Source organism: Clostridium sp. HBUAS56010, from assembly GCF_007115105.1.
Taxonomy (GTDB): Bacteria; Bacillota; Clostridia; order Lachnospirales; family Lachnospiraceae; genus Lacrimispora.
The window spans coordinates 67007-93279 of record NZ_SULJ01000001.1 but is presented as its reverse complement, the minus strand read 5'-3'; the positions used below and the strand labels follow the sequence as shown (position 1 = coordinate 93279).

Genomic DNA, 26273 nt, shown 5'->3' with positions numbered 1-26273 from the left:
CACAAAAATCACAGACTTTCTTCGGTATGCTACTCATAGGCCAGTTCAGCCGCCGTCTGCAACCCGCTCACACCAACCGCCGGCTCTCTTTATGCTTCTGACTGCTTACTATTCCTAATCACTGTATTTTCGCTAAATGTAAATCTAACATAATTGGTCAATTGTGTCAACTGCATTTTACAAAATCCCTGAAATAACAAAGGTAAACGCAGATATGAGAAAAAAGAAAATCATTCCGAAATTTAAAAAAATTACTTTTAACGTACTGTTTCCCCACGCTTTATAGATACCATCATAGATAGCAGTCTTTTTTTTATTTTTTGTAAATATAATCACCCCTGCTATCACGGCACTAAGCATTAACAGCCCGTAAACAGCAATCAGCCACGGCATCTGCTGCACTTTCAGACCTACAATTGATCCAATAAAATTAATAATCATGTGGTATGCAATGGTATATCTAAGTCTGCCCGTTTGTATATAAACATATGCAAATACAATCCCAAGAAAAAAAGCATAAAAGAACTGATAAAAATTCCCGTGACTCAAACCAAAAATAAAAGCGGAAACAATGATGGCGGCTCTGTCACCATAGACTCTGACTCTGTCAACCAGAATTTTCCGAAACAGAATCTCTTCAAAGACAGGAGCCACCACCACCATAATAATAAAGATCCACCAGGTACTAAGTCCGCTGATCGCCTGCTCTACCGGATTCAACATAGGTTTTCCCTGAAGTGCGGATACCCCCCGCATCAGGAGCTGACCAATCATATTTCCAAGATACAGTCCGCTGATGCAGACAAAAAATCCATTGATCAGAAGTTTTTTATTGTTTTTTTCTGCCCTTATTCCGGATACAACAGGCATACTCTGGATTATAAAATAAGCTGCCAGCCCGCCAACAATGTAATTCGCCAGGGAAATTAACATCAGATACCAGCCACCCAGAGGGATCTTAATGCCATAATGAGAGAATATACCAACTACTGTTCCAAATACCAACTGTAAAACCAGGGATATTATTAAAAACACAGCATATCCCACTCCTAATCTGGAAAATGCTTTCCGGACACTTCTTTTGTCTTCTGTCATCACTTACCTCCTGCCATTTGAAAGTAGTTTAACACAGATATGGCAAAAGCGCAATTTTCCGGCTAACCAGTTATATTATCAATTTTATATGCTCTTTCTTCCACCTCTTTTTTCTGAACATCACCAGGCGCCAGCTCATAACGGCTGAATTCATACTCGTAGGTGCCCATTCCGCCTGTCATGGAGCGCAGATCCGTATTATATCCAAACAGCTCTGATACGGGTATATCTGCCTCAACAATCTGTTTCCCATTGTGATCGGAGTTCATTCCAAGGACTCTGCCTCTTCTTCTGTTTAAATCCCCCATAACATCTCCTGTGAACTTATCCGGGACTTTTACTTTAAGGGAAGCAATTGGCTCTAAAAGAACAGGTCCCGCCTCCATAAATCCTTTTTTAAATGCCAGTGTGGCTGCCATCTTAAATGCCAGTTCTGAAGAATCAACGGGATGATAAGACCCATCGGTTAAGGTCGCCTTTAATCCAACTACGGGATATGCTGCAAGAGGTCCTTTAAGCACACATTCCGCAATTCCTTTTTCCACTGCTGGAAAATAATTTTTCGGTACTGCTCCTCCGAACACGCATTCTTCAAACACATAAGCCTTCTCCAGATCTCCTGAGGGTTCAAAAATCATTTTCACATCCCCGTACTGTCCGTGCCCGCCGGACTGTTTTTTATACTTGCCCTGGACTTCCACTTTTTTACGTATGGTTTCCCGAAATGCAAACTTGGGTTTGCTCAGCTCAATTTCCACTTTATATCGGTTTAACAGCTTACTTACCACTACCTCTAAATGCTGATCTCCAATTCCATATAGAAGTGACTGCCTGTTTTCCGTATCATTGACTGCTTTTAGAGTCAGATCTTCCTCCATGAGTTTTCCAAGGGCACTTGATACCTTATCATCATCTCCTTTGGATTTTGTTTTATAGCGCATATAGGTATAAGGAATGGATATCTCAGGTTTGTGATAAACAATAGGTGCCGAACGCAGGGCAATGGTATCCCCGGTCTGGGTAACTGCAAGCTTTGATACTGCTCCGATATCTCCTGCTCTTAATTCCTTTACTTCTATGGTTTCTCTGCCCTTAAGCACATAAAGCTTTCCTGTCTTTTCCTCCGCATCCTTATTCACATTATAAATGACGGAATCCGGCCTCAACGTTCCGGTGCAGATTTTAAGAAGGGAGTATTTCCCGATAAAGGGATCTGCAATGGTCTTAAATACCTTTGCAGACAAGGATACACCAGCATCATACCTGGCTGTAAACCTCTCTCCCGTAGAAATATCCACACCAATACATTCATAATGATCAGGCGCAGGGAAATACTTATCAATTGCCTGTAGTAACATCCTGGCTCCCTGGGCATTGATTCCTGATCCCAGCATAACAGGAACAATATTTCCTTCTATTACATGCTCCCGAAGGGCTGAGGAGATTTCTTTTAGTGTAAATTCTTCTCCGGAAAAATAACGTTCCATATATTCTTCACTGGTTTCTGCCACCGCTTCCATCAACGCTTCCCTTGCAATTCCAAGATTTTTCCGGCTATAATCCGGAATCTCACACTCGGTATAATCACTGTTGACCGTAAAACGCCGCCCCGCCATCTTTACCACATTGACAAAACCTACAAATTTTTCTTTTTCCCGAATAGGAAGGTGAAAAGGTGCGATCTTTCTGCCAAATTCTTTTTCAAGCTTTAAAAGGAGTTCACGAAAACTTGCCTGGTCATCATCCATGTTGGTGACAAAGAAAACTCTTGGAAGCTTGTACTTTTCGCACAATTCCCATGCTTTATAAGTTCCCACCTCGATTCCTGCCTTGCAGTTCACCACAATCACCGCTGCATCTGCTGCACTAACAGCCTCTTCCACCTCTCCTACAAAATCAAAATATCCGGGAGTGTCCAGTAAATTGACCTTAATGGGGCCTTCTTCTCCTTCATACTCCAAAGGAATCAGAGATGTTGAGATGGAAAATTTTCTCTTCGTCTCTTCTTTGTCATAATCGCTGATGGTATTGCCGTCTGTCACTTTTCCCATTCTGCCAATGGCTCCGGTTACCAGTGCCATGGCTTCTGACAGGGTGGTCTTTCCAGCCCCCCCATGCCCCAGTAATGCGACGTTTCGGATCTGTTTGGTTCCATACACGTTCATAAGCATTCCTCCTGTTCCGTATTTTATTCTATGACTATATTTTACTAAAAATGTCGTAAGATTACAAGTATACAGTACAAACTGCACAAATATTTTTCCATATCTTTATTATTTACAAAAATTCCCTCTATTTTATTCTCTATTGCAAAGAAACTTTTCACCATCTTTACTAAGTATTATAGTCCGAAATACAATTTCACTTTAAAGCGTAAAACTTTAAAGCATAAAAGCGTTGACAACTCAAATTGCATCCTTTACAATTGCATTAAACGTTTGTAAAAAGAGAGGAAATGTATTATGATAATCATTATGAAGCCCAATGCTTCTGAGGAAGCTGTATCTAAAGTGAAAGAAATTATTGAATCAAACGGTCTTCAGGCTCATTTATCCAAGGGCACTGAAGTTACCATTGTCGGTGTTGTCGGAGACAAATCAAAGCTGCAGACTGCCAACATTGAGTTAATTGAGGGAGTGGATAAAATTGTGGCTGTGACTGAAAGCTACAAACTGGTTAATAAAAAGTTTCATCCTGATGATTCTGTCATCACAGTTGGTAATACAAAAATCGGACCAGGACACTTTACCATGATGGCAGGTCCCTGTGCCATTGAAAACAGAGATATGCTTTTAGAGACAGCCATTGCTGTAAAAAAAGCTGGTGCACAATTTTTAAGAGGCGGTGCTTACAAACCAAGAACTTCCCCTTACGCATTCCAGGGATTGGAAGAGGAAGGCTTAAAATACATGAAAGAAGCCAGAGATGCCACCGGTCTTAACATTATCTGTGAAGCCACCAGCCTGCGTGCCCTTGAAACTGCTGCGAAATACGTGGACATGATTCAGATTGGCGCCCGTAACATGCAGAACTTTGAACTGTTAAAGGAAGCTGGAAAAGCGGGTGTTCCGGTTCTGTTAAAGAGAGGTCTGTGTGCAACCATTGATGAATGGCTGAATGCAGCAGAATATATCGCCTCTGAAGGCAATCCAAACATTGTTCTGTGCGAACGGGGAATCCGTACTTATGAAACCGCCACCAGAAACACCCTGGATATCAGTGCAGTTCCAGTTATCCGTTCCAGAAGCCATCTTCCTATTATTATAGACCCAAGTCATGCTACCGGAGTACGCTCTTACATTGAACCAATCTCCAAGGCTGCTCTGGCAGTTGGCGCAGACGGTCTGATTGTGGAAGTCCACCCCTGTCCTTCCTGTGCTCTGTCCGATGGTCCCCAGTCTCTTACTTTTGAACAGTTTGACCATATGATGAGCGAACTGGAACCATACGCAAAACTTTCCGGGAGGGTTTCTTCATGAAAGAAGCTGCCATTGCCTTTATCGGGCTTGGTCTGATTGGAGGCTCCATTGCCCGGGGGATCAAGCGTGAACACAGAGATACCAAAATCATGGCATACATGCGTTCCACAGCCAGACTGGAAAAAGCCAGAGAAGACGGCATTGTGGATGTCATTTTAAATGGAATCGGAGAAGAACTTACCCAGTGTGATCTTATCTTTCTCTGCACTCCAGTAGAATACAACGCGGATTATCTGGAAAAGATAAAACCTTACTTAAAGCCCGGCGCCATTGTTACCGATGTTGGCAGTACCAAGACGGATATCCATGAAGCGGTTATCCGTCTTGGTATGGAAGCCTGCTTTATCGGAGGTCACCCCATGGCTGGCTCAGAAAAAACCGGATACGAGAACTCTACGGATCTTCTCCTTGAGAATGCTTATTATTTAATTACTCCTACTGCTTTTTCCTCAGAAGAACAGATAAAGAGGATCACTGCTATTGCAAAAGCCATTGGTTCCATGCCATTGGTTCTGGATTATAAAGAACATGATCTGATTGCCGCCGCCATCAGCCACCTGCCTCATATCGTAGCCTCCAGCCTGGTAAACCTGGTGAAGGACTCCGATAACAGACAGGAACTGATGAAGCGGCTTTCAGCCGGTGGATTCAAAGATATTACCCGAATCGCATCTTCTTCCCCGGAGATGTGGGAACAGATCTGCATGACCAACAGCCGCAATCTGGCTTTCATGCTCAGGCGTTATATCGGCTCTCTTAATCAGATCCTGGAAAAATTAGAGGAAAAGAACAGCCAGTATCTATATGAACTGTTTGAAACCTCCAGAGATTACCGGAAAACATTTTCTGAAAAAGCGGGAGGTTCCATTGCACCTGATTATTCTTTCACTGTAAATATGGCTGATGAAGTAGGTGCAATCTCCACTTTATCTGTCATCTTGGCTTCAAAAGGCATCAGCATACAAAACATCGGCATTAACCACAACAGAGAGCACGGAGAAGGTACATTGCGAATCGCTTTCTATGATAAAGAAACCATGGACAACGCATGGAAACAGTTGGAGCGATATCATTATGATCTAATATCCAATTAAAGAGAGGTATTTTATGAAATTCACAAAAGCCTCCCCGTTAAAAGGGGAAATAACCATACCAGGTGACAAGTCCATCTCACACCGCAGCGTGATGTTTGGTTCCATTGCAAAAGGAACCACTGAAATCACCCATTTTCTGCCTGGTGCAGACTGTCTTTCCACCATCTCCTGTTTTCAAAAGATGGGAATTCCCATTGAAGTAAACGGAGAAACTGTAATTGTAAAGGGAAAAGGCCTTCGCGGGCTGAAAAAACCAGAGTCAATTCTTGATTGCGGAAACAGCGGAACCACCACCCGCCTCATCTCCGGCATTTTAGCTGCCCAGAATTTTGATGTGACTTTAACTGGAGACGACTCCATTAAAAAAAGACCCATGAAGCGGATTATGGAACCCCTGTCCCTGATGGGTGCTGATATCAGAAGCATTCCGGGCAATGGCTGTGCTCCCCTTGCTATCACAGGAAAACCCCTTCATGGAATCCATTACACCAGCAAGGTCGCTTCCGCTCAGATCAAATCTTCTATTTTACTGGCTGGCTTATATGCCCAGGGAGAGACAAAAGTAACAGAGCCTTACGTTTCCAGAAACCATACAGAGATTATGCTAAGTTCCTTTGGTGCCAATGTAAAAACAGAAGAAACCACCGCCTGTATCTCTCCTGTCCAGGAACTCTACGGCAGCAAGATTGCTGTTCCGGGAGATATTTCCTCTGCCGCTTTCTTTCTTGCGGCGGCTCTTATGGTACCTGGCTCTGAGGTTCTGATTAAGCATGTAGGCATTAATCCTACCCGTGACGGAATTTTATCTGTATGCAAAGATATGGGTGCCGACATTACTCTTCTAAACCAGAATACAGATGAAGGAGAGCCTACTGCAGACCTTCTGGTAAAATCCAGTTCCCTTCACGGCATAACCATTGAAGGAGCCATTATTCCAAGACTGATTGATGAACTTCCCATGATTGCTGCCATGGCATGTTTTGCAGAAGGAACCACCATCATCAAAGATGCAGCGGAAATGAAAGTGAAAGAATCCAACCGTATCGAGATCATGGTACGCAATCTTTCTGCCATGGGCGCGGACATTACAGAAACAGAGGATGGCATGATCATACACGGCGGAAAACCTCTTCACGGAGCCGTCATTGACAGCAAGCTGGATCACCGCATCGCCATGACTTTTGCTGTAACTGGCTTATGTGCAGAAGGAGAAACAGAAATCTTAGGTGCAGAATGCGTGAACGTCTCCTATCCTGACTTTTATGAACACATAAAATCCTTAAACAGATAGATAAGAAAAATGCCGTAGGATTAAGCATCCTTCCGGCATTTTTTATTCTTGCAATTAAAGCACCTGAATCTGACATACTTTCATGGCTTTTAATGCCGTCTCATGACTCTCAGGCGTTACTCCTGCACAACAGGAAGAATCTACCTGAATCAGTGTTTCCGGTAAAAAAGCCTTGATTAAGAGCGCATTGGAAATCACACAGATATCCGTACATACCCCAACCAGTTCAATAACATCATAAGATTTTCCTTTTAAATATTCTGCCATGGCAGCACTTCCAAACGTCTCTTTTTCAAACCGCTGCCCTTTCACATCTTTCAATGAATCATGAAGCTGCCAGCCGCTGCTTTCCCGTATACAATGTACAACAGGGAGATTCTTCCCTTCCTGCGTGCTTAAATAATCCTCCTTGTGCGTATCCAAAGTAAAAATCACATCAAAGGATTCCTTTTGGTATTCCTCAATTTTTCTCTTTACCAGAGGAACAATATCCACCGCTTCCTTTGTTCCTAAAGAACCATCAATAAAATCTTTCTGCATGTCCACAACAACCAGTAGTTTCTTCATACTTAAAACCTCCGTATCCCATAATACCAGTAGTTTAACACATTGCACCTAAAATAAAAAGACAGGCAGACTTTTTTTCATAGACTTTCCATGATTGGATGGGGTCTTATAAATTTTTTCTCAAATATGGATTGACAAATGAACTCTTTCCGATTATGATAATGACAATATATAGAATAAACCGTTGAGAAAGAAGAGTAAGCTTTCCCTGCATTATTTCAGAGAGCCGCCGTTGGTGCGAGTGCGGTATAAAGCGGATAGCCGAATGGACTTTCGAGGGCGGTCCTGAAGAATTTATATACAGTAGGGACCGACGGATACCACAACCGTTATAGATCGTGGCATATATGTTAGTATATGGAAAGTGGACTTTAAAAGTCAAGTTGAGTGGCACCGCGGATTGTATAATTCGTCTCAAGTATGTTTGGAACATACTTGGGGCTTTTTTTATTTTCAACAGACCTGCCCCCTTCTTTCCAAATTTATAAAACCATCTAATAGGAGGATTTATCAATGAAAAAATCTATGAGACTGATATTAATGACAGCAATTGCTGCTGCTGCACTCTCCGCTTGTTCAAAGGCTCCCCAAAAGACTTCACAAGGGTCAGAGAATGGGGATTCTTACACCATCGGCATCGGACAGTTCGCAGAACATGGTTCCCTTGACAACTGCAGGGAAGGCTTTATCCAGGGATTAAAGGAAGAAGGAATTGAGGAAGATAAAAACTTAACGATTCTCTATGAAAACGCACAGGCAGACGGCGGAACAGCAAGCCAGATCGTGAATAACTTCCTTTCAAAAAAAACAGATTTAATCTGCGCCATTGCAACACCAATGGCACAAACTGCATTCAGCGGAACCAAAAAATCAGAAACTCCGGTCATTTATACGGCAGTTACTGATCCTGTTGCCGCTGCTCTTGCAACAGAAGACGGATCTTCCGTGGGTGAAATAACCGGAACCAGCGACAAGCTTCCAGTTGAAAAACAGTTAGAGATGATCCGCACCATCCTTCCTGATGCTAAAACCATCGGAATTCTATACAGTACCAGTGAGATCAATTCAGAAGCTGCAATTGCAGAATATAAGGCTGCTGCTTCCAGCTATGGGTTTGAAATCGTAGAAGGTCCGGTCACTGCTTCTGCTGATATTCCTCTGGCAGCGGATAATCTTTTAACAAAAGTGGATTGTCTGAATAATTTAACAGATAATACAGTTGTAAGCTCTCTCCCTCTTATTTTAGACAAAGCTTCAAAGAAAAACATTCCAGTATTTGGAAGCGAAATTGAACAGGTCAAGATTGGCTGTCTTGCTGCAATGGGACTGGATTATGTTGATCTTGGCAAACAGACCGGTAAAATGGCTGCAAAGGTGTTAAAAGGAGAAGCAAAAGCCAGTGAAATCAAGTTTGAAGTAATCAAAGACGCGGCTTTTTACGGAAATACAAAAGTTGCTGAGAATCTGGGAATTACCCTTCCTGCACAACTTACAGATTCTGCAGCTGAAATCTTTAAAGATATCAAATAATAACATTTATACCATCGGAACATATTGGAGGAAGTCATATCATGTCAATTATATTTGGCGTTTTGGAAGAAGGCCTGGTTTATGCCATCATGGCACTGGGCGTGTATATTACCTATAAAATTCTGGATTTTCCAGACTTATCTGTAGATGGAACGTTTCCCCTTGGCGGTGCACTCACCGCCACACTGCTTCTGGCAGGAATGAATCCGTTCGTCGCTTTGATTCTATCCTTTGCCCTTGGCTGTCTCGCCGGATGCGTAACTGGAATTATTCATGTAAAATTAAAGGTAAGGGATCTCCTGTCGGGTATCATTGTCATGACTGCGCTTTACTCCGTGAACTTGCGGCTGGCAGGAAAAGCGAATGTTTCCTTTTTTAACACGGATTCCATTTTCGAAAACAATTTGATGAACCGCTTAATTCCTTCGGGATTTTCCGATATCCGTGTCATCATCATTCTCGCTGTTATTGTGCTTGCGGTCAAACTTCTTCTTGATCTTTATTTAAAAACCAGATCTGGTTATTTGCTGAGGGCTGTCGGAGACAATGAAACCCTTGTCACCTCTTTAGCCAAAGACAAAGGCTCTGTTAAGATCCTGGGTCTTGCCATTGCAAATGGTCTGGCTGCCCTTGCTGGTTCTGTATATTGTCAGCAGAAAGGGTTTTTTGAAATCTCTATGGGAACAGGAACCATTGTGATCGGTCTTGCAAATGTTATCATCGGAACAAAACTATTTAAACGGTTCGGGGCAGTTAAAGCTACCTCTGCAGTTGTGATTGGATCAATCATCTATAAAGCCTGTGTTTCCATTGCAATTTATCTTGGCATGGAGGCATCGGATTTAAAACTTATTACATCCGCCCTGTTCCTGGGTATTCTTGTACTAAGCAACGGCAAAGAGAAGAAGGTGAAAAATCATGCTTGAACTTCATAACATTAATAAATATTACAATCAGGGAACGGTCAACGAAATGTGCCTGTTCCGTGATTTTTGTCTGACCATCGAGGATCAGCAGTTTGTCTCTGTAGTAGGAAGCAATGGTTCCGGTAAGACATCTCTGTTAAATATGATCTGCGGCAGTATTCCCTTACACAGCGGCTCCATTCGCATGAACGACGTTGACATTACCAATATGCCGGAATTTAAGCGTCAGCGCCGCATCGGAAGAGTTTATCAGAATCCCTCCATGGGAACCTGCCCCAATATGACCATATTGGAGAATATGGCAATTGCAGATACAAAAGGAAAACCTTTCAATCTTCTGCCAGGTACTAACAAGCAGCGAATCACTTACTATCAGGAACAGCTGCATTCTCTGGGACTGGGACTGGAAGATAAACTCCATGTAAAGGTAGGCGTTCTATCCGGAGGTCAAAGGCAGGCAATGGCTCTGCTCATGTCCACCATGACTCCCATTGAGTTTCTGATCTTAGATGAACATACGGCTGCACTGGATCCGAAAACAGCGGAAGTTATTATGGAATTAACCGATAAGATTGTCAAAGAGAAAAAACTGACTACCATTATGGTAACTCATAATCTTCGTTATGCTGTAGAATATGGAAACCGCCTTCTAATGATGCACCAGGGAAAGGCCGTGGTAGACAAATCCGGGGAAGAAAAATCCAGACTGGACACTGAATTTATCTTAGAGAAATTTAACGAAATCAGCATTGAATGCGGAAATTAATTCAAAAAATCATGCACACCAAGCACAAAAGACCCGATCAGAAAACATCTGACCGGGTCTTTCTTAGTAAGAAACCTATTATCTGCTCATTTCGCTCTGAGGGCCTTTATCATTGTGTTCACGAATAACTGTATTTACCTCATTTAGATCTGAAGTCGGCAAATCACCTGGAATGGTATTCTTCAATGATGCAGTCGCGTTACCGTACTGTACTGCTTTCATACAATCTCCGCCGCTGCTTAAAAGACCGTAAAGAGCTCCTGCAATATAAGCATCTCCGCTTCCGATACGGTCTACCACATCAATGTTACGATATGGTTCCTCCTCATAGTATTCATCTCTTGCTGCGTCGTAAATAACCGATCCAAAAGTATGACTCTTGGGGCTATGTACGATTCTCTGAGTGGATGCTACAATAGAAATCGGATAATCCCTGGTAAAGCTCTTCATCATCTCTTTGACTGTTCCTTCTTTTTTGAAGGTCAGTCTTGCAGTATCTTCAGAGCAGAAGAAAATATCTACATAGGGAAGAATCTGTTCAATACAGACTCTTGCTTCCTCTCCTGTCCACAGATTACCACGGAAATTCACATCAAAAGAAATAATCGTACCGGATTCTTTAAATTTCTTTATCATATCAATGGCTGTCTTTCTGGTGTTCTCGCAAAGAGCCAATGTAATTCCGGTAGTATGGAAACAGGTTGTTGCTTTGTACATCTCATCAGGAAAAGAATTCTCGCTGATATTCACAAAGGAACTGTTCTTTCTGTCGTAAACCACCTTGGGTTTTCTTGGATATGCTCCATACTCATAATAATAAAGTCCCAGTCTTGCATTCGAACTCTCATCATAGACAAAATAGTCATCACTGATTCCATAAGAACGGACTTTATTCTTTGCAAACATTCCCATATCATGTGCAGGAAGCTGGGTAACCAAACCAGTATGAAGTCCTAAAAGGGCTGCACCAACTGCAACGTTTAACTCCGCACCCCCAACCTGTTTCTGAAAGGAATCACCTCGAACCAATCGTTCCGCACCTGCCGGAGACAAGCGCAAAAGGAGTTCGCCCAGGCTTAATAAATCAAATGGTCTGTCGCTCATTCTGATATTTCCTCCATAACTTTTAAAAAGGGGGTCATTCACAATGACCCCCATGTCTTATCTATATAAAATGGCAGGAATCTTCTCCTGTCTGCAAACAGTCGGTCAGCAATTATCTCTGAACACGTCCTGATCCGTCACCGCCAGCAAGAGTATCAACATCTTCTCTTGTTACCAGGTTAAAGTCTCCAGGAATTGTATGCTTTAAAGCAGAAGCTGCTACTGCAAACTCTAAGGCATCCTTGAATTCTTTTCCATCAACCATTCCACAAACAACACCAGCTGCAAAAGAATCGCCGCCGCCTACACGATCTACGATCGGAGTTACGCGATATTTTCTGGAATGATAGAATTCACGGGTAGCACCGTCCATGATACATGCAGACCAGCCATTGTCAGATGCAGAATGGCTCTCACGTAAAGAACTGATTACATACTTAAATCCAAACTTATCAATCATCTGATTAAAGATGTCTACATAGCCCTGTAATTCCAGTTCTCCGCTTGTTACGTCTGTATTACCTGGTTTAAATCCAAGAACCTTCTCTGCGTCCTCTTCATTACCGATACAAACATCAACATACTGCATTAAATTAGTCATAACCTTCTGAGCTTTCTCGGAAGACCATAATTTCTTACGGAAGTTTAAGTCAACAGATACGGTAACACCGTGAGCTTTTGCTGCTTTTAAAGCTGCTTCCGTCAGTTCTGCTGCGCCGTCACTTACTGCTGGTGTGATTCCTGTAAAATGGAACCAGTCAGCACCTTCAAAAATTTCATCAAAGTTGAAATCAGAAGCTTTTGCTGTGGAAATAGAAGAATGTGCTCTGTCATATACAACAGAAGATGCTCTCATAGCAGAACCAGTCTCTAAGAAATAAATACCAAGTCTTTCGCCGCCTCTTGCAATGTGCTTTGTTCCTACATTATATTTTCTTAAAGCTGCAACTGCACACTCACCGATTGGATTCTTCGGTACTGCTGTTACAAACTCAGCGTCATGGCCATAGTTTGCCAGAGAAACTGCTACGTTTGCTTCGCCGCCGCCGTAGTTTACATCGAATTCATCTGCCTGAATAAACTTTTCATTGTTCGGGGTAGATAATCTTAACATGATCTCGCCCATGGTTACGATCTTTGCCATTTTGTATTCTCCTTAATTCTGATGTTAATTTATTATTTGCGTGCTGCTGCTACTGCTTCAACAAATTCTTTTGCTTTTGCTGTAACTGCTGCAAAATCACCTGTATTCGCACCCTTTGTCAGGCTGCTTCCGGTTCCAACTGCATATGCACCAGCTTTAATCCATTTGTCAACATTATCAACGTCAACACCGCCGGATGGCATGAAATCACCCTGTGGAAGAGGTCCTTTGAAAGAACTGATTGCTGATGGTCCCATGATATTGCCTGGGAAGATCTTAATGATGTCACAGCCTGCTTCTAATGCAGTAATTGCTTCGGTTGGTGTCATAACGCCTGGAAGCATTGGTACTCTGTAACGGTTGCAAAGCTTAATGGTTTCAACATTTAAACCTGGGCTTACTACATAATTAGCACCTGCAAGAATTGCTGCTCTTGCTGTCTCCGGATCAAGTACTGTACCTGCTCCGATAACAACCTCATCATTCTTGCTATATTTTTCAGACATTTTAGCGATGAATTCAATTGGGTTTCCTTCATCCATAGTCATTGTAATTTCAATGAAGTTAATTCCACCGGCAATAATTGCATCAACAACTTTCTCGCCATGCTCTAAGTTCTTTGCACGAACAACAGCAACCAGACAGTCTTTTTTCATCTTTGATAAAACCTGTTCTTTTTTCATGATTGTTCTTCTCTCCTTCTATAAATTCGTATATACGAAGTGATTTCATATTTACGATTCTTATACTTGAATATTAATCGTTTCTCCCTATTTTGTCAACAGGTAATCCTTATATTTTTCCAAGAAAGCCTAATAATCGGGAAACCTCCATTGCCTTTTTTAAAACCAGTCTTCCCAGTGCTTCGTAATCTTCCGCCGGCTTATAAAGAGTGGATACGCTAATGGCGCCTAACACATTGCCGTCCCGGTCAAAAACAGGTGCTCCCACACACTGCATGTGCTCCTCCATCTCTCTTGCGTCAAAGGCATAGCCCCTTTCACGAACCAGCTTTAATTCTTCCATCAGATGTTTTCTGTCTTTTATGGTGCGTCCGGTATACTGGGTGAATTTAATCCGGCTGATCATCTGTTCTTTTTTCTCTTTCTCACTATATGCAAGAATTACTTTTCCAAGAGAAGTACAGTACATGGGATTTTTGGATCCGACGGTAGCCGTTGTAATGATGGGGTTCTCCGGTTCAAACTTACATATGTATACAACATGATGATCGGTGGGAATTCCAAAGAAAACTGTTTTCCCCACTTCTTTGGAAAATGCTCTCAGTACAGGCTCTATTGTTCCGATAAAATCCATATTATTCGTATAACTGATTCCAATCCGGTAAGACATCAAACCAATGGTATAAATCTGCTTTTGGCCCCTTGTTACATTCACCATGCCCATCTCCGCAAGAGTGGTAACAATATCGTAAGCACTGGTTTTTGGCAGATTGAGTTTTTCACAAAGATCGTCTAAGGTAGCACCTTCTGGTGTACGGGAGATCAATTTTAAGATTTCCACGGTTCTTTGCGCGGTTCTGTTAAGTTTCATTGCTTGCCTCCGTTTCTACGTCAATAGTATACTCCTGAAAACAAAAAAAATGCAAGAGCATTTTCGTATATACGAAATTTTTGTAAACACTTACAAAAAAACATATTTTTATTCCATTATTTCGGGAAAAGCATAAATCAGGGATTGTATTATCCATCATAATTAGTTATAATAAGTAAGGTATGTAAATGCTTACAATTACGGAGGTGCTGCTTTTGAATATCTACGATGTTTCCCAACATGCCCATGTTTCAATTGCTACCGTTTCCAGAGTGATCAACGGGAATCCCAATGTCAGTGAACAAACCAGAAAGCGGGTTCTTGCTGTCATGGAGGAATTAGGATACACCCCTAATGTATTTGCCAGAAGTCTTGGACTCAATACCATGAAGACCATCGGGATCATGTGTTCCGACTCTTCTGATCCCTGGCTGGCAGAAGCCATCTCTTACCTGGAAAAGGAACTCAGAAGTAACGGTTATGATTCCATTCTTTGCTGCAGCGGTTACCTTCCCGAAACAAAGAAAAAGTATCTGGAACTGCTTTGCTCCAAACGGGTGGATGCAATTATTCTCACTGGTTCCCATTATATAGAAGCGAAACCAAAGGACAATGCTTATCTGCTGGAGGCAGCCAGCGAGATTCCTCTAATGCTGGTCAATGGAAGCCTGGAAGGGAAACAGATTTACAGCACGGTCTGCGACGATCACACGGCTGTTTATCAGGCAGTGACAAAATTAATTGAATCCGGCCGTACATCTATTCTTTATATGTACTCAGGAAATTCCTACAGCAATCTCTGTAAGCTTTCCGGTTACCGTAAGGCAATCAGTGATGCCGGTTTTCCTATAAGAGAGGAACTCATGGTGCTGTGCCGTAAGGATCTTGATGCGGCAATGGAGCGTCTTACTCTTCTTTCTTCTGAAGGAATTCATTTTGACGCGGTTTTGGCTGCAGAGGATATTTTAGCAGTTGGTGCGGTAAAATATGCAGATCAGGCTGGAATTCACATACCAGAGGAATTAAATATTATTGGATATAACAATTCCATTCTTTCAAGGTGCACAACTCCTGAGATCACTTCCGTGGACAACAAAGTCGAAGCACTGTGTACCACCACGGTGAATACTTTAATGAAAGTGCTGAGCAGCGGGAATGTGCCGGCGAAAACCATGATTACACCGGAATTAATCAAACGAGGTACTACTAATTTTTAATTATTTTCATATATAAGGAGGACTCTTTAACATGAAACAGTTTATGGATCAGGATTTTTTATTATCCACTGAAGCAGCAAAGAATCTTTACCACGCCTATGCGGCAAAAATGCCAGTTGTAGACTACCACTGCCACATCAATCCCCAGGAAATCTATGAGGATCGTAAATTTGATAATATTACTCAGGTATGGCTGGGCGGTGACCATTACAAATGGCGCCAGATGCGTTCCAATGGCGTTGATGAAAAATACATTACCGGTGATGCAAGTGACCGCGAGAAATTCCAGAAGTGGGCAGAAACTCTGTCTAAACTGATTGGCAATCCACTTTATCACTGGAGCCACTTAGAACTTCAGAGATATTTTGGTTATACAGGCTATTTAAACGGAGATACTGCAGAAGAAGTCTGGAATTTATGCAACGCAAAACTTCATGATGCTTCCATGAGCGTCCGCAATATTATCAAACAGTCCAACGTTACTGTTATCTGTACCACAGATGATCCTGCAGATTCTCTTGAATGGCATCAGAAACTTGCTGCTGATTCTTCATTTGACGTAAAGGTACTTCCTGCATGGAGACCGGACAAGGCTATGAATGTGGAAAAACCTGATTTCGCTGCATACATGGCTAAATTGTCTGCTGCCAGCGGAATTGAGATCAAAGATTTTGCTTCTTTAAAAGCTGCTTTAAAAAATCGTATGGAATTCTTCAAAAGCCTTGGCGGTTCTGTATCTGACCACGCACTGGAATACGTTATGTATGTTCCTGCTGACGAAGCAGAACTGGAAGGAATCTTTGCGAAAGGTCTTTCTGGAAAAGCTATTTCCAAAGAAGAAGAACTTAAATATAAGACTGCATTTATGCTATTCGTTGCAAAAGAATACAACCGCATGGGTTGGGTTATGCAGCTACATTATGGCTGTAAGCGTGACAACAACGCAATGATGTTTGAAAAACTGGGTCCTGATACTGGTTATGACTGCATCAATAACTACGCACCTTCTGCACAGATGGCTGACTTCTTAAATGATTTAAGCAAGACGAATGAGATTCCAAAGACCATTATCTATTCCTTAAATCCTAATGACAACGCTTCCATCGGAACAATCCTTGGCTGTTTCCAGAGTGATTACCCAGGAAAGATCCAGCAGGGTTCTGCATGGTGGTTTAACGATCACAAGGTTGGAATGACAGAGCAGATGACTTCTCTGGCAAACTTAGGCTGTCTTGGTAACTTCATCGGAATGCTTACTGACTCCAGAAGCTTCTTGTCTTACACAAGACATGAATATTTCCGCAGAATTCTTTGTGAATTAATTGGCGGCTGGGTAGAGAATGGAGAATATCCAGATGACCAGAAAGCATTAAAAGAAATCATTGAAGGTATTTCTTATAATAACGCAGTAAAATATTTCAACTTCTAATAAAAACAAGGTCCTCCGAAATCAATATGTTTCGGGGGGCCTTATTTTATCTTGAAGAGCGGTTATGATTCTGCTGCTCCCATAATCTCACGGATTTTTTCTGCTGACTTCTTTCCTCCTACCGGACAGCCATTCATACCGGCATTCCCTGATACAATGGCCTGTGCCAGCGCATTACAGCCTGCATAACCGCAGCGCCCGCAGTTAATTCCAGGAAGTGCTTCCAAAACCAGCCCTTCCAGATGATCCGTCTCAGGTTTTAACGTTTCACTGGCAATCCCCAGGAACAGACCTGTCAACAGACCAATTCCGCCTAATACTGCGGCTGCATATATTATTTCTGTTATCATGTCTTATTTTTCCTTTCTTTTAAATCAGCCCGGAAAATCCGAAAAATGCCATTGCCATCAGCCCGGCTGTGATCAAAACAATCGGAGATCCCTGAAAGGAAGGCGGTATATCGTTATATTTGATCTTCTCCCTTATTCCTGCCAGCATGACAATGGCAATGGTAAAACCTATGGAGATTCCAATTCCATTTACAACACTTTTCACCACACCATACTCTTTTGACACATTGGTCAGTGCCGCTCCCAGTACCGCACAGTTGGTGGTAATCAAAGGAAGATAAACTCCCAGTGCTTTGTAAAGATGTTTCATGGTCTTCTTTAAAACCAGTTCCACAAACTGGACCAGGGCAGCAATCACCAGAATAAAAACCAGTGTCTGCAGATATTCCACATGAAAAGTCACCAGAATTCCTTTATAAATCAAACTGGTGATAAAAGAGGAAATGGTAATTACAAAAATTACTGATCCTCCCATTCCCGCCGAGGTCTTTACTGTTTTTGAAACCCCAAGAAAAGGACAAAGGCCAAGGAACTGGCTGAGTATAACATTATTAACAAATGCTGCTCCCACAGCAATTAAGAACAATTCTTTCATCTCTTCCTCCCTTCTATACTTCTTTGCAAGAGCTGCAGCCGTCACACCTGCCGGATTCCCCGTTGGTTGCAGACGGAGCTTTTAATTTATTCTGTAATGCAGTCAGAACAGCCAGAACAAAAAATGCTCCCGGTGCAAGAACAAAGATAGAAATGTGATAACCATCGGGAATCAGCGTATACCCCAATATGGAGCCAGCTCCCAGAAGTTCTCTGACTGCACCGATGCAGGTTAAGGCAAGAGCAAACCCTATCCCCATTCCCAATCCGTCAAAAGCGGATGCCACAACACCATTCTTTGAAGCAAAAGCTTCTGCCCGTCCAAGAATAATACAATTGACCGCAATCAGAGGAATATAGATTCCCAGGGCTTCATTAATCAATGGAAAATAAGCCTGCAACAGCAGTTGAACCGCAGTTACCATGGTTGTAATAATGACAATATATGCGGGAATCCGTATGGTATCCGAAATGATCCTTCGCAAGGCTGAAATTATAACATTGGAACAAACCAAAACTACAGCCGTAGAAATTCCCATTCCCAATCCATTAAGCAGGGAGGTTGTCACCGCAAGTGTGGGACACATTCCAAGCATTAATACAAATGTGGGGTTCTCTTTTATAATACCATTCCTTAAACGCTCCATGTTCTGATGTTTCATTGTTTCACCTCCTGGGGTTGTACATGATTGGATACCAGATATAAGGCGGCATTCACCGCATTTGTCACAGCGCTTGAAGTGATTGTAGCTCCGCTGATAGCCTGAATCTGTTCTTCCTCATCCCCTCCAGGTGCACTTAGGGTAAGTTTTTTCGCCTTTTTCCCTGTAAACTGGTCTTTAAATTCCGGCTCTCTTGCTAATTGTCCAAGTCCGGGCGTGTCATTAATCTCTATAACTTCAATTCCTTTTAAACGGTTTTCCGTATCAATTCCTACCAGAACTTTTACAAGACCATTGTAACTGTCATTAGAAAAAGCGGTGATCACATAGCCAGATACCTGATTGTCTCCATCAACTGCACATAATGCCTGCTCCACACCTGCATTTCCATAATCCGCTTTCGGAAGTTCTTCATTGCTGACTGCTATCGCCTTCAAAAGAGTGTCTTCTTCCAGAAAATCAGCCGCTTCTGGGAAAACCAGCCGGTATGCTTCCAATTGAGCGGACTCCTCAGACCGCTTGACGACTCCTTTCGTAAACTCATGGACTCCGCCAAGAATCAAACCAGATATGACGGTAATCACAAACAAAGTCAGGGCATCTTTTACAATCTTTCTTTTATCCATCTTACTCCCTCTCCTTTCCAAATGGTTTCGGGAGAGAAATCCCTTCAATTAACGGCACCAGTATGTTGCCAATAATAATGGCATAGGAAACACCTTCTGCCGAGCCACCAAACAGCCGGAACAGTCCCGTAAGGATTCCAAGAAGAATGGCAAAGAGAATCTGACCTTTTTTTGTAATAGGGCTGGTTGAATAATCCGTAGCCATAAAAAATGCTCCGAAGATAATTCCGCCTCCGCATAACTGTGCCAGCACGTACCAGACATCCTGTCGTCCAAATATAAAGACAAAGAAGGCAAAGGTTATGATATAAACGCCTGGAATCCGTATGGATATCACTCTTCGTACCAGTAGATAAACGGCTCCAATTAAAAGGGCAATGACAGATACTTCTCCCATTGACCCTGGAATTTTTCCAATGAACATGGCTGCAAGATCTACTGCCTGACCTGATTTTAAAGAAGCAAGGGGAGTTGCACTTACAACTGCATCATGATAAGAAAATGAAGTCATCTCACCTGCAAAAGAAATAAGAAGAAAACATCTGGCCGCCAGCGCAGGATTCATAAAATTCTGCCCAATTCCGCCATATAGCTGTTTAACCACAATAATTGCAAACACTCCTCCTAAAAATACAATCCAAAGAGGAATTGCCGGCGGCATATTAAGCCCTAAAATCATCCCGGTTACCACTGCACTTCCATCGCTTATAGTTATGGGTTTTCCCATAAGAGCCTCAAACACATACTCACTGAGCAAGCAGGAAATGATACTGACCAGCAGAATGAGAGCGGCTTTTATTCCAAATTGGTACACTCCATACACAGAAGCGGGAATCATGGCGATCGCTACATCAAACATAATATTCCTCGTGGTAATGCGGTCTCTGATATGGGGGGATGAGATTGTTTGTGTATCTGTCATACTTTCTCCTTTCCAGCCATTGAAACATTCCGATGGACTTGAATGAATGTCTCTGTAAGCGGAATCTTTGCCGGACATACATAAGAGCAGCAGCCGCATTCACAGCAATCCATGCCATTTAGCTTAAAAAATCGATCCTTATCCCCATTTCTTCCTGCAATAACCATCTGCTGGGGAACCAGTTTACCGGGACACACATGTACACATCTCCCACAGCGGATACAGGCGGTTGTCTCCTGAATGGCCTTTTCATCCTCTACAAATCCAAGTAAAGCCGAAGAAACCTTAGTTACCGGGATATTGAGGTCTGATAACGCCTGTCCCATCATAGGACCTCCGCTAATCAGCTTCTGAGGCTTTTCCTTAAACCCGCCTGCAGCGTCTGCTAATTCCTGATAATTCGTTCCGGTTCTTACATAATAATTCCCAGGATTTAAAATAGCATCGCCGGAAACAGTTATGGTACGCCAGATCAGAGGAATACCTTTTGCAACAGCCTGATAAATGGAAACCATGGTACCCACATTATCCACAACACAGCCTGCTTCAGCAGGAATCATATCCGCTTTTACTTTTCGCCCGGTCACACTGTATATTAAAGTCTTTTCCCATCCCTGTGGATATTTTGTTTTTACAGGAACAATTGTAATTCTTGGTTCATCCACTACCAGCTCCTGCAATCTCCGGATTGCCTCTGGTTTGTTCTGCTCAATACCAATAATTCCTCTGGCATTTTCAAAAAGCTGCAACACAATATGAAGTCCCTTCACAATCTCTTGTGTGTTTTCTATCATCATTCGGTAATCAGAGGTCAGATAAGGTTCGCATTCAGCGCCATTTACAATAACAGTATCAATTGCTGCATCATCTTTTGGAGATAATTTTACATAAGTAGGAAAGCCTGCTCCCCCTAATCCTACAACTCCCGCTTCTTTTATGAGATTGCGTATCTCTTCCTTTGATAACGTGCCAGGATCACGTTCCGTCCCAAAATTCTCCGTTGTCTCATACTTCTGGTCGTTTTCAATGACAACAGACATTATGGGAGAACCGCCTGCTATAACTCTTGGTTCCACACTTTTTACAGTTCCTGATACTGAACTGATCACACAAGAAGAAATAATTCCATCCATCTCACCGATCTTCTGTCCTGTCAAAACCCTGTCTCCCGGTGCCACCAAAGGTATTGCGGGGGTCCCAATATGCTGGGACATGGGAAAAACCATCTCCCCCTTTGATTCCAGCACTGTTACCGGCTTATCTTCTGATAATTCTTTCCCCTCATAGGGGTGTATGCCGCCTTTAAATGTAGGCAAACCCATCTAATTACTCCTTTCACTTAAACGATTTATGGTTTACAGTATACCATAATCTGCCAACTGAGACAATGCAGAATCTATTCCGTATACAAGACTATCCCAGATTTTTTTATTTCAGAATCTATTTTCTTTTGAGGTCTGTATTCCTGTTTAAAGAATTGCTAAAAAAAGCAGAAGCATGATATGGTTCTTCCATGCTCCTGGCTTCTTCTTTATTATTAATCCAGCTCCGCAACTCCTGTGTAAAGCTGATAATACCGCCCATTTTGTTTCAAAAGATCCTCATGATCTCCCCGTTCAATGATTTCTCCATTCTCCAGTACCATAATGGCGTTGGCATTGCGCACGGTGGATAAACGGTGTGCAATCATAAAAGTAGTACGGTTTGCCATCAGGCGGTCCATACCCTGTTCAATATGTTTTTCTGTTCTGGTATCAACAGAACTGGTTGCCTCGTCAAGAATCAGAATGGGCGCCTTTGAAACTGCGGCTCTGGCGATATTTAACAACTGCCTCTGCCCCTGGCTTAAATTGGCTCCATCTCCTTCTAAAACCGTATCAAACCCTTCCGGAAGCCGCATGATAAAGGAATACGCAGATGCGGTCTTTGCCGCTTCCACCACTTCTTCATCGGTGGCATCAAGCCTTCCGTACCGGATATTCTCCATGACAGTTCCAGTAAATAAATGAGTATCCTGGAGTACCATTGCAATATTCCTGCGGAGATTCTCTTTCTTTAAACGGCGGATGTTATAGCCGTCGATGATGATTTCTCCACCCTGAATATCATAGAAACGGTTAAGAAGGTTGGTTATTGTGGTTTTTCCTGCACCTGTAGATCCTACAAATGCAATTTTCTGACCTGGTTTTGCGTAAAGACTAATATCTTTTAAAATTATTTTATCTGGATTATATCCAAAGGTCACATTTTTTAATTCCACATATCCCTTCATCGGTTCCAGCACAACAGCATCTTCTTCATCCGCCTGTTCCGGTTCCTCGTCCATAATGGAAAATACCCGTTCTGCACCTGCAAGAGCAGAAAACACATTGCCGATCTGCATGGATATCTCGTTAATGGGGCGGTTAAACTGTCTGGAGAAAGATAAAAATACAGTCAGACCTCCTACGTCAAATCCCCGGAGCACGCACAAAAATCCTCCTGCACATGCGGTTAAAATATAGTTTAACTGACTTAAATTGCCCATTACCGGCATAATAACCCCACTGAAAAACTGGGCGTGAACCATGTTGCTCTTTAAATCTTCATTCAGAATCCCGAACTCTTCTTCCGCAATATCCTCATGACAGAATACTTTTACAACCTTCTGACCGCTGATGGTTTCTTCAATATAGCCATTGACTGCTCCCAGAGAACTTTGTTGAGCCGCAAAGTATTTCTGACTTCTTGATGCAATTGCCTTACCTGCCAGAATCATAACAGGAACCATAATCACGGTCACAAGGGTGAGCCAGACATTGGTATAAATCATCAATCCCAATGTTCCCACAATGCTCAATGCTCCGGAAAAAAGCTGGATTAAGGTACTGCTTAACATCTGACCAATGGAATCCACATCATTACTGAAACGGCTCATCAGATCTCCATTATTATTGGTATCATAAAATCGTACAGGAAGCTTCTGCATTTTGCTAAATAAGTCATCCCTGATTCTTTGAAGCGCATTCTGGGCTACACTTAGCATTATTCTGGTCTGCACATAGTTTGCTATCACACCAAGTGCCAGGACAAATCCCATTACTGCAATACCTCTTAAAAGACCAGCAGTACTTCCTCTGCTTCCATCCAACGGGGCAATGTATTGATTGATTAAAGGTCTGAGCATATAAGAACCTGCCAACTGTGCCAGAGTTCCTCCAACCACACATACAAGAGCGATCGCCATGGAAAACCTGTATTCATTCAAATACGAAAAAAGGCGTCTGATGGTGGCTCTGGTATTCTTTGGTTTTCCAGTTTTGATTTCTTTGCGTCTCATGGACCTGCCTGACTTTAAGGGAGGGGCTGATCTTGCATAACGCTTTTTCAAACTTTCGATTTGCTTTTGCTTTTCCATTATGCACCCACCTCCTTTTTCCGATCTTTTTGGGAGTAATAGATTTCCTGGTAAGGTTCGCAGGAATTCATTAATTCTTCATGAGATCCGATTCCCACAATCTCACCTTCATCAAGAACGATAATCTTATCAGCCTGTTCCACCGATCCGATTCTCTGTGCAATAATGAATTTGGTTGTATCTTTTAAGGCGGTCTGAAAACACTCCCTGATCTTAGCCTCTGTTGCGGTATCAACGGCTGAGGTGCTGTCATCCAAAATCAGAATCTTAGGTTTCTTTAACAATGCCCTGGCAATACAAAGTCTCTGTTTCTGACCGCCAGATACATTGGAACCGCCCTGCCCTAAATCTGTCTGATATCCTTCTGTAAAACCGGAGATAAAACCAGCCGCCTGGGCAGCTTCTGCCATTGCAGCCACATCTTCCATAGAAGCTTGTTCATCTCCCCAACGCAGATTCTCTAAAATGGTTCCTGAAAACAACACATTCTGCTGTAAAACCATTGCAACACTTTCCCGCAGATTTCTGATGGAGTAATCTCTTACATCCAATCCATCTACAAGCACACGCCCCTGGTCCGCGTCATAAAGACGTGGAATCAACTGTACCAATGACGTCTTCCCGCTTCCCGTAGAGCCGATGATTCCAACCGTTTCCCCAGGCTCTGCGGTGAAACTGATTCCCTTTAATACCATATCCTGGCTCCCCTTATTGTATTGGAAGCTGACATTGCGAAATTCCACTTTTCCGGTTTTCACGGTTGCGGCTTTATAAACGGCATTGTCATCCGTCAGATCAATCTCTGCATCTAAAACTTCATTGACACGCTTTAAGGATGCCATAGCTCTGGAAGCCTGCAAAAATACCATGGAAAGCATCATAAGAGATATCAGAATCTGTACAATGTAAATCGTAAATGCGGTTAAATCTCCTACTGGCATCTTTCCGGCAATAATTAAATTCCCGCCATACCAAACCACAGCAATGGTGGTAATGTTCATGGTCAGCATCATAACAGGCATGGTTGCAATTACAATCCGCATGGCAGCAAGGCTTCCTTCTTTTAAATCGCTGTTCGTCGCTTTGAATTTATCTGCTTCATGATTCTCTCTTACAAATGATTTAATGACACGCACATTGGTAAGCGCTTCCTGCACTCCCGAATTTAAGCGGTCAATCTTTTTTTGCATTACTTCAAAACGGGGAAAGGCTATTCTCAAAATTACGAAGACAGTAATAAGCAGCAACGGGATTACTACCACCAGAATAAGCATCAACTGGGGATTCATCAAATAAGCCATAACAAGTCCGCCGATCAACATTCCAGGTGCCCGAAAAAGCATGCGCAGACTCAGCATGATTACATTCTGAATCTGTTGGATATCATTAGTAAGCCTTGTGACCAGTGATCCTGTACTGAACTCATCAATATTCTTAAAGGAAAACTGCTGAATTTTATGGAAAACATCTCTTCTTAAATCTGTACTAAAGCAAATAGAAGCCTTTGAGGAGAAATATGCTCCTCCAATTCCACCGATAATCATAATAACTGCAAGCAACAGCATAATGCCGCCAATGCTCATAATGTATGCTGTATTGCGTTCAGCAACTCCATGATTGATGATCATGGACGTTAATTTCGGAAGTGTGACTTCTCCAAGCACTTCTGTCAGCATTAGCAGCGGTGCCAGAATAAACGAACCAAGATAAGGTTTTATATAATTCCAATATCGTTTCAAGTAATTAATCCTCGCTTTCTGTTGTATCCCCGCTCATGGTAATCTCAGATAAATTTTGAAAAATCCGATTTAACTGCTGTTCCATAACGGATAATTCTTCTTTTGAAAAATTTTTAAACATCTGTTTTTCTACACGATAAAAATATTCCTTCCCGTTTTTTACCATATGCCTTCCTTTTTCCGTAAGGCATAATTTATTCATCCGGTTATCTTCCTGATCTGCAATTCGGGTTATATAACCTGCTTTCTCCAGCTTCTTCACAGAAACGGCAATGGTGGCAGTGGAAACAAACATCCGCTGTGCCAGTTCCTTCTGGGATACATCTTTATGTTCGGATAAAAGCATTAGAATCTGATGCTGGCTTCTGTATACACCGGTCTGCTTCACACCGGTTTCCAAAACATTACGATGCAGTTTTATTATTCTCATATATTTCATCATCACGCTTCTTCGCAGGGACACAGGATCATCAGGTCTGCAAGAGCTCATTCCTTCTATTGGTTCCATTTATAATCTCTCCTTTTTTCGTTAACCAGCTAACAGTTAGCTAATTAACTTTATGGAAGTATAGCATAATTTATTTTCTTTTGCAATCAATAATTTTTCTCAAAATTTTTTTAAAAAATTCCAGTTCTCTATTCAATTATACCCATTTTCTTATAACTCATTTATACCGCTATGGGAAGTAAAGCAATTATAGGGTTAAGAGCACTTGATGTTAGAAAATAAAACAAATCTATGGAGAAACCAAATTCTTTCTTTGGTTTGAAATATCGCGTATTGCAT

The 26273-nt window shown here is 42.2% G+C and carries 24 protein-coding genes and 2 other annotated features (1 of these 26 cut by a window edge); of the genes, 8 read left to right on the top strand and 16 right to left on the bottom strand.

Features of this window, described 5'->3' with window-relative positions; genetic code table 11:
- Positions 1-131 (bottom strand) — a binding site (T-box leader) (it extends 117 nt beyond the left edge of the window).
- Between the two features lie 46 nt (positions 132-177).
- Both FAY33_RS00455 and FAY33_RS00450 read right to left on the bottom strand, forming a co-directional pair.
- Complete coding sequence (locus FAY33_RS00455; protein ID WP_143318801.1) at positions 178-1095, bottom strand: type II CAAX endopeptidase family protein; 918 nt, start codon at positions 1093-1095, stop codon at positions 178-180.
- 62 nt (positions 1096-1157) lie between these two features.
- The gene (locus tag FAY33_RS00450) at positions 1158-3260 is read right to left on the bottom strand and encodes an elongation factor G (RefSeq protein WP_143318800.1); all 2103 of its coding nucleotides are present in this window, start codon (positions 3258-3260) and stop codon (positions 1158-1160) included.
- Positions 3261-3557: 297 nt separating this feature from the next.
- Here FAY33_RS00450 and aroF point away from each other — a divergent pair, with 297 nt between their 5' ends.
- From aroF to aroA, 3 genes are read left to right on the top strand one after another with little or no spacing between them, the layout of a single operon-like run.
- Positions 3558-4574 (top strand): 3-deoxy-7-phosphoheptulonate synthase, encoded by a 1017-nt coding sequence (aroF, locus tag FAY33_RS00445; protein WP_143318799.1) that lies wholly within the window; start codon positions 3558-3560, stop codon positions 4572-4574.
- Entirely contained in the window at positions 4571-5668 is a 1098-nt protein-coding gene (locus tag FAY33_RS00440; RefSeq protein WP_143318798.1) for a prephenate dehydrogenase, read from the top strand. Before aroF ends, FAY33_RS00440 begins: the two co-directional genes overlap by 4 nt.
- Positions 5669-5681: 13 nt before the next feature.
- Positions 5682-6959, top strand: a complete 1278-nt coding sequence (gene aroA, locus FAY33_RS00435) for a 3-phosphoshikimate 1-carboxyvinyltransferase (RefSeq protein WP_143318797.1) — start codon at positions 5682-5684, stop codon at positions 6957-6959.
- 54 nt (positions 6960-7013) lie between these two features.
- Here the strand turns inward: aroA and FAY33_RS00430 are convergent, their stop codons facing one another.
- Positions 7014-7526: a cysteine hydrolase gene (locus FAY33_RS00430; protein WP_143318796.1), complete on the bottom strand. Its 513-nt coding sequence runs from the start codon at positions 7524-7526 to the stop codon at positions 7014-7016.
- 175 nt (positions 7527-7701) lie between these two features.
- Positions 7702-7946: a binding site (T-box leader), on the top strand.
- A 93-nt stretch (positions 7947-8039) separates the two neighbouring features.
- Between FAY33_RS00430 and FAY33_RS00425 the strand changes: the two genes are divergently transcribed.
- The 3 genes from FAY33_RS00425 to FAY33_RS00415 are packed head-to-tail and all read left to right on the top strand — an operon-like array spanning position 8040 to position 10748.
- Positions 8040-9056, top strand: coding sequence for an ABC transporter substrate-binding protein (locus tag FAY33_RS00425; protein ID WP_143318795.1), 1017 nt, complete (start codon positions 8040-8042; stop codon positions 9054-9056).
- A 41-nt stretch (positions 9057-9097) separates the two neighbouring features.
- Positions 9098-9982 carry an ABC transporter permease gene (locus FAY33_RS00420; RefSeq protein WP_143318794.1) on the top strand — a complete coding sequence of 295 codons (885 nt, stop codon included), beginning with the start codon at positions 9098-9100 and terminating at the stop codon, positions 9980-9982.
- Positions 9975-10748 (top strand): ATP-binding cassette domain-containing protein, encoded by a 774-nt coding sequence (locus tag FAY33_RS00415; protein ID WP_143318793.1) that lies wholly within the window; start codon positions 9975-9977, stop codon positions 10746-10748. Before FAY33_RS00420 ends, FAY33_RS00415 begins: the two co-directional genes overlap by 8 nt.
- A 78-nt stretch (positions 10749-10826) precedes the next feature.
- Here FAY33_RS00415 and FAY33_RS00410 read toward each other — a convergent pair whose 3' ends face one another.
- From FAY33_RS00410 to FAY33_RS00395, 4 genes are all read right to left on the bottom strand, one after another.
- The gene (locus FAY33_RS00410; protein WP_143318792.1) at positions 10827-11852 is read right to left on the bottom strand and encodes a sugar kinase; all 1026 of its coding nucleotides are present in this window, start codon (positions 11850-11852) and stop codon (positions 10827-10829) included.
- A gap of 112 nt (positions 11853-11964) precedes the next feature.
- The gene (locus FAY33_RS00405; protein ID WP_143318791.1) at positions 11965-12996 is read right to left on the bottom strand and encodes a sugar kinase; all 1032 of its coding nucleotides are present in this window, start codon (positions 12994-12996) and stop codon (positions 11965-11967) included.
- A gap of 32 nt (positions 12997-13028) precedes the next feature.
- Entirely contained in the window at positions 13029-13679 is a 651-nt protein-coding gene (locus FAY33_RS00400) for a bifunctional 2-keto-4-hydroxyglutarate aldolase/2-keto-3-deoxy-6-phosphogluconate aldolase (RefSeq protein ID WP_143318790.1), read from the bottom strand.
- A gap of 109 nt (positions 13680-13788) precedes the next feature.
- The gene (locus FAY33_RS00395; protein WP_143318789.1) at positions 13789-14550 is read right to left on the bottom strand and encodes an IclR family transcriptional regulator; all 762 of its coding nucleotides are present in this window, start codon (positions 14548-14550) and stop codon (positions 13789-13791) included.
- A 215-nt stretch (positions 14551-14765) separates the two neighbouring features.
- On the opposite strand from FAY33_RS00395, the gene FAY33_RS00390 reads away from it, so the two are divergent.
- A complete protein-coding gene (locus FAY33_RS00390) occupies positions 14766-15767 on the top strand; it encodes a LacI family DNA-binding transcriptional regulator (protein WP_143318788.1) in 1002 nt (333 codons plus the stop codon).
- A gap of 31 nt (positions 15768-15798) precedes the next feature.
- On the top strand, positions 15799-17196 hold the full coding sequence (gene uxaC / locus FAY33_RS00385) for a glucuronate isomerase (RefSeq protein WP_143318787.1): 1398 nt from the start codon (positions 15799-15801) through the stop codon (positions 17194-17196).
- Between the two features lie 62 nt (positions 17197-17258).
- Here uxaC and FAY33_RS00380 read toward each other — a convergent pair whose 3' ends face one another.
- From FAY33_RS00380 to FAY33_RS00340, 9 genes are all read right to left on the bottom strand, one after another.
- A complete protein-coding gene (locus tag FAY33_RS00380) occupies positions 17259-17546 on the bottom strand; it encodes a (Fe-S)-binding protein (RefSeq protein WP_143318786.1) in 288 nt (95 codons plus the stop codon).
- A 19-nt stretch (positions 17547-17565) separates the two neighbouring features.
- Positions 17566-18141: an RnfABCDGE type electron transport complex subunit A gene (locus FAY33_RS00375; protein ID WP_143318785.1), complete on the bottom strand. Its 576-nt coding sequence runs from the start codon at positions 18139-18141 to the stop codon at positions 17566-17568.
- 13 nt (positions 18142-18154) lie between these two features.
- The gene (locus tag FAY33_RS00370) at positions 18155-18802 is read right to left on the bottom strand and encodes an electron transport complex subunit E (protein ID WP_143318784.1); all 648 of its coding nucleotides are present in this window, start codon (positions 18800-18802) and stop codon (positions 18155-18157) included.
- The gene (locus FAY33_RS00365) at positions 18799-19428 is read right to left on the bottom strand and encodes an RnfABCDGE type electron transport complex subunit G (protein WP_143318783.1); all 630 of its coding nucleotides are present in this window, start codon (positions 19426-19428) and stop codon (positions 18799-18801) included. Before FAY33_RS00365 ends, FAY33_RS00370 begins: the two co-directional genes overlap by 4 nt.
- Before the next feature lies 1 nt (position 19429).
- Positions 19430-20350, bottom strand: a complete 921-nt coding sequence (locus tag FAY33_RS00360) for an RnfABCDGE type electron transport complex subunit D (protein WP_143318782.1) — start codon at positions 20348-20350, stop codon at positions 19430-19432.
- Positions 20347-21672, bottom strand: coding sequence for an electron transport complex subunit RsxC (gene rsxC / locus FAY33_RS00355; RefSeq protein ID WP_143318781.1), 1326 nt, complete (start codon positions 21670-21672; stop codon positions 20347-20349). The genes FAY33_RS00360 and rsxC overlap by 4 nt, the downstream gene beginning before the upstream one ends.
- A 215-nt stretch (positions 21673-21887) precedes the next feature.
- Positions 21888-23747, bottom strand: a complete 1860-nt coding sequence (locus FAY33_RS00350) for an ABC transporter ATP-binding protein (RefSeq protein ID WP_143318780.1) — start codon at positions 23745-23747, stop codon at positions 21888-21890.
- Positions 23747-25486, bottom strand: a complete 1740-nt coding sequence (locus tag FAY33_RS00345) for an ABC transporter ATP-binding protein (protein ID WP_143318779.1) — start codon at positions 25484-25486, stop codon at positions 23747-23749. The genes FAY33_RS00350 and FAY33_RS00345 overlap by 1 nt, the downstream gene beginning before the upstream one ends.
- Positions 25487-25490: 4 nt before the next feature.
- On the bottom strand, positions 25491-25994 hold the full coding sequence (locus FAY33_RS00340) for a MarR family transcriptional regulator (RefSeq protein WP_347562634.1): 504 nt from the start codon (positions 25992-25994) through the stop codon (positions 25491-25493).
- Positions 25995-26273 lie beyond the last annotated feature (279 nt).

Bases quoted from the DNA above. Each gene is read 5' to 3' on its own strand.
- FAY33_RS00455 (WP_143318801.1), bottom strand. From the start codon at position 1,095: ATGACAGAAGACAAAAGAAGTGTCCGGAAAGCATTTTCCAGATTAGGA.
- FAY33_RS00450 (WP_143318800.1), bottom strand. From the start codon at position 3,260: ATGAACGTGTATGGAACCAAACAGATCCGAAACGTCGCATTACTGGGG.
- aroF (WP_143318799.1), top strand. From the start codon at position 3,558: ATGATAATCATTATGAAGCCCAATGCTTCTGAGGAAGCTGTATCTAAA.
- FAY33_RS00440 (WP_143318798.1), top strand. From the start codon at position 4,571: ATGAAAGAAGCTGCCATTGCCTTTATCGGGCTTGGTCTGATTGGAGGC.
- aroA (WP_143318797.1), top strand. From the start codon at position 5,682: ATGAAATTCACAAAAGCCTCCCCGTTAAAAGGGGAAATAACCATACCA.
- FAY33_RS00430 (WP_143318796.1), bottom strand. From the start codon at position 7,526: ATGAAGAAACTACTGGTTGTTGTGGACATGCAGAAAGATTTTATTGAT.
- FAY33_RS00425 (WP_143318795.1), top strand. From the start codon at position 8,040: ATGAAAAAATCTATGAGACTGATATTAATGACAGCAATTGCTGCTGCT.
- FAY33_RS00420 (WP_143318794.1), top strand. From the start codon at position 9,098: ATGTCAATTATATTTGGCGTTTTGGAAGAAGGCCTGGTTTATGCCATC.
- FAY33_RS00415 (WP_143318793.1), top strand. From the start codon at position 9,975: ATGCTTGAACTTCATAACATTAATAAATATTACAATCAGGGAACGGTC.
- FAY33_RS00410 (WP_143318792.1), bottom strand. From the start codon at position 11,852: ATGAGCGACAGACCATTTGATTTATTAAGCCTGGGCGAACTCCTTTTG.
- FAY33_RS00405 (WP_143318791.1), bottom strand. From the start codon at position 12,996: ATGGCAAAGATCGTAACCATGGGCGAGATCATGTTAAGATTATCTACC.
- FAY33_RS00400 (WP_143318790.1), bottom strand. From the start codon at position 13,679: ATGAAAAAAGAACAGGTTTTATCAAAGATGAAAAAAGACTGTCTGGTT.
- FAY33_RS00395 (WP_143318789.1), bottom strand. From the start codon at position 14,550: ATGAAACTTAACAGAACCGCGCAAAGAACCGTGGAAATCTTAAAATTG.
- uxaC (WP_143318787.1), top strand. From the start codon at position 15,799: ATGAAACAGTTTATGGATCAGGATTTTTTATTATCCACTGAAGCAGCA.
- FAY33_RS00380 (WP_143318786.1), bottom strand. From the start codon at position 17,546: ATGATAACAGAAATAATATATGCAGCCGCAGTATTAGGCGGAATTGGT.
- FAY33_RS00375 (WP_143318785.1), bottom strand. From the start codon at position 18,141: ATGAAAGAATTGTTCTTAATTGCTGTGGGAGCAGCATTTGTTAATAAT.
- FAY33_RS00370 (WP_143318784.1), bottom strand. From the start codon at position 18,802: ATGAAACATCAGAACATGGAGCGTTTAAGGAATGGTATTATAAAAGAG.
- FAY33_RS00365 (WP_143318783.1), bottom strand. From the start codon at position 19,428: ATGGATAAAAGAAAGATTGTAAAAGATGCCCTGACTTTGTTTGTGATT.
- FAY33_RS00360 (WP_143318782.1), bottom strand. From the start codon at position 20,350: ATGACAGATACACAAACAATCTCATCCCCCCATATCAGAGACCGCATT.
- rsxC (WP_143318781.1), bottom strand. From the start codon at position 21,672: ATGGGTTTGCCTACATTTAAAGGCGGCATACACCCCTATGAGGGGAAA.
- FAY33_RS00350 (WP_143318780.1), bottom strand. From the start codon at position 23,747: ATGGAAAAGCAAAAGCAAATCGAAAGTTTGAAAAAGCGTTATGCAAGA.
- FAY33_RS00340 (WP_347562634.1), bottom strand. From the start codon at position 25,994: ATGGAACCAATAGAAGGAATGAGCTCTTGCAGACCTGATGATCCTGTG.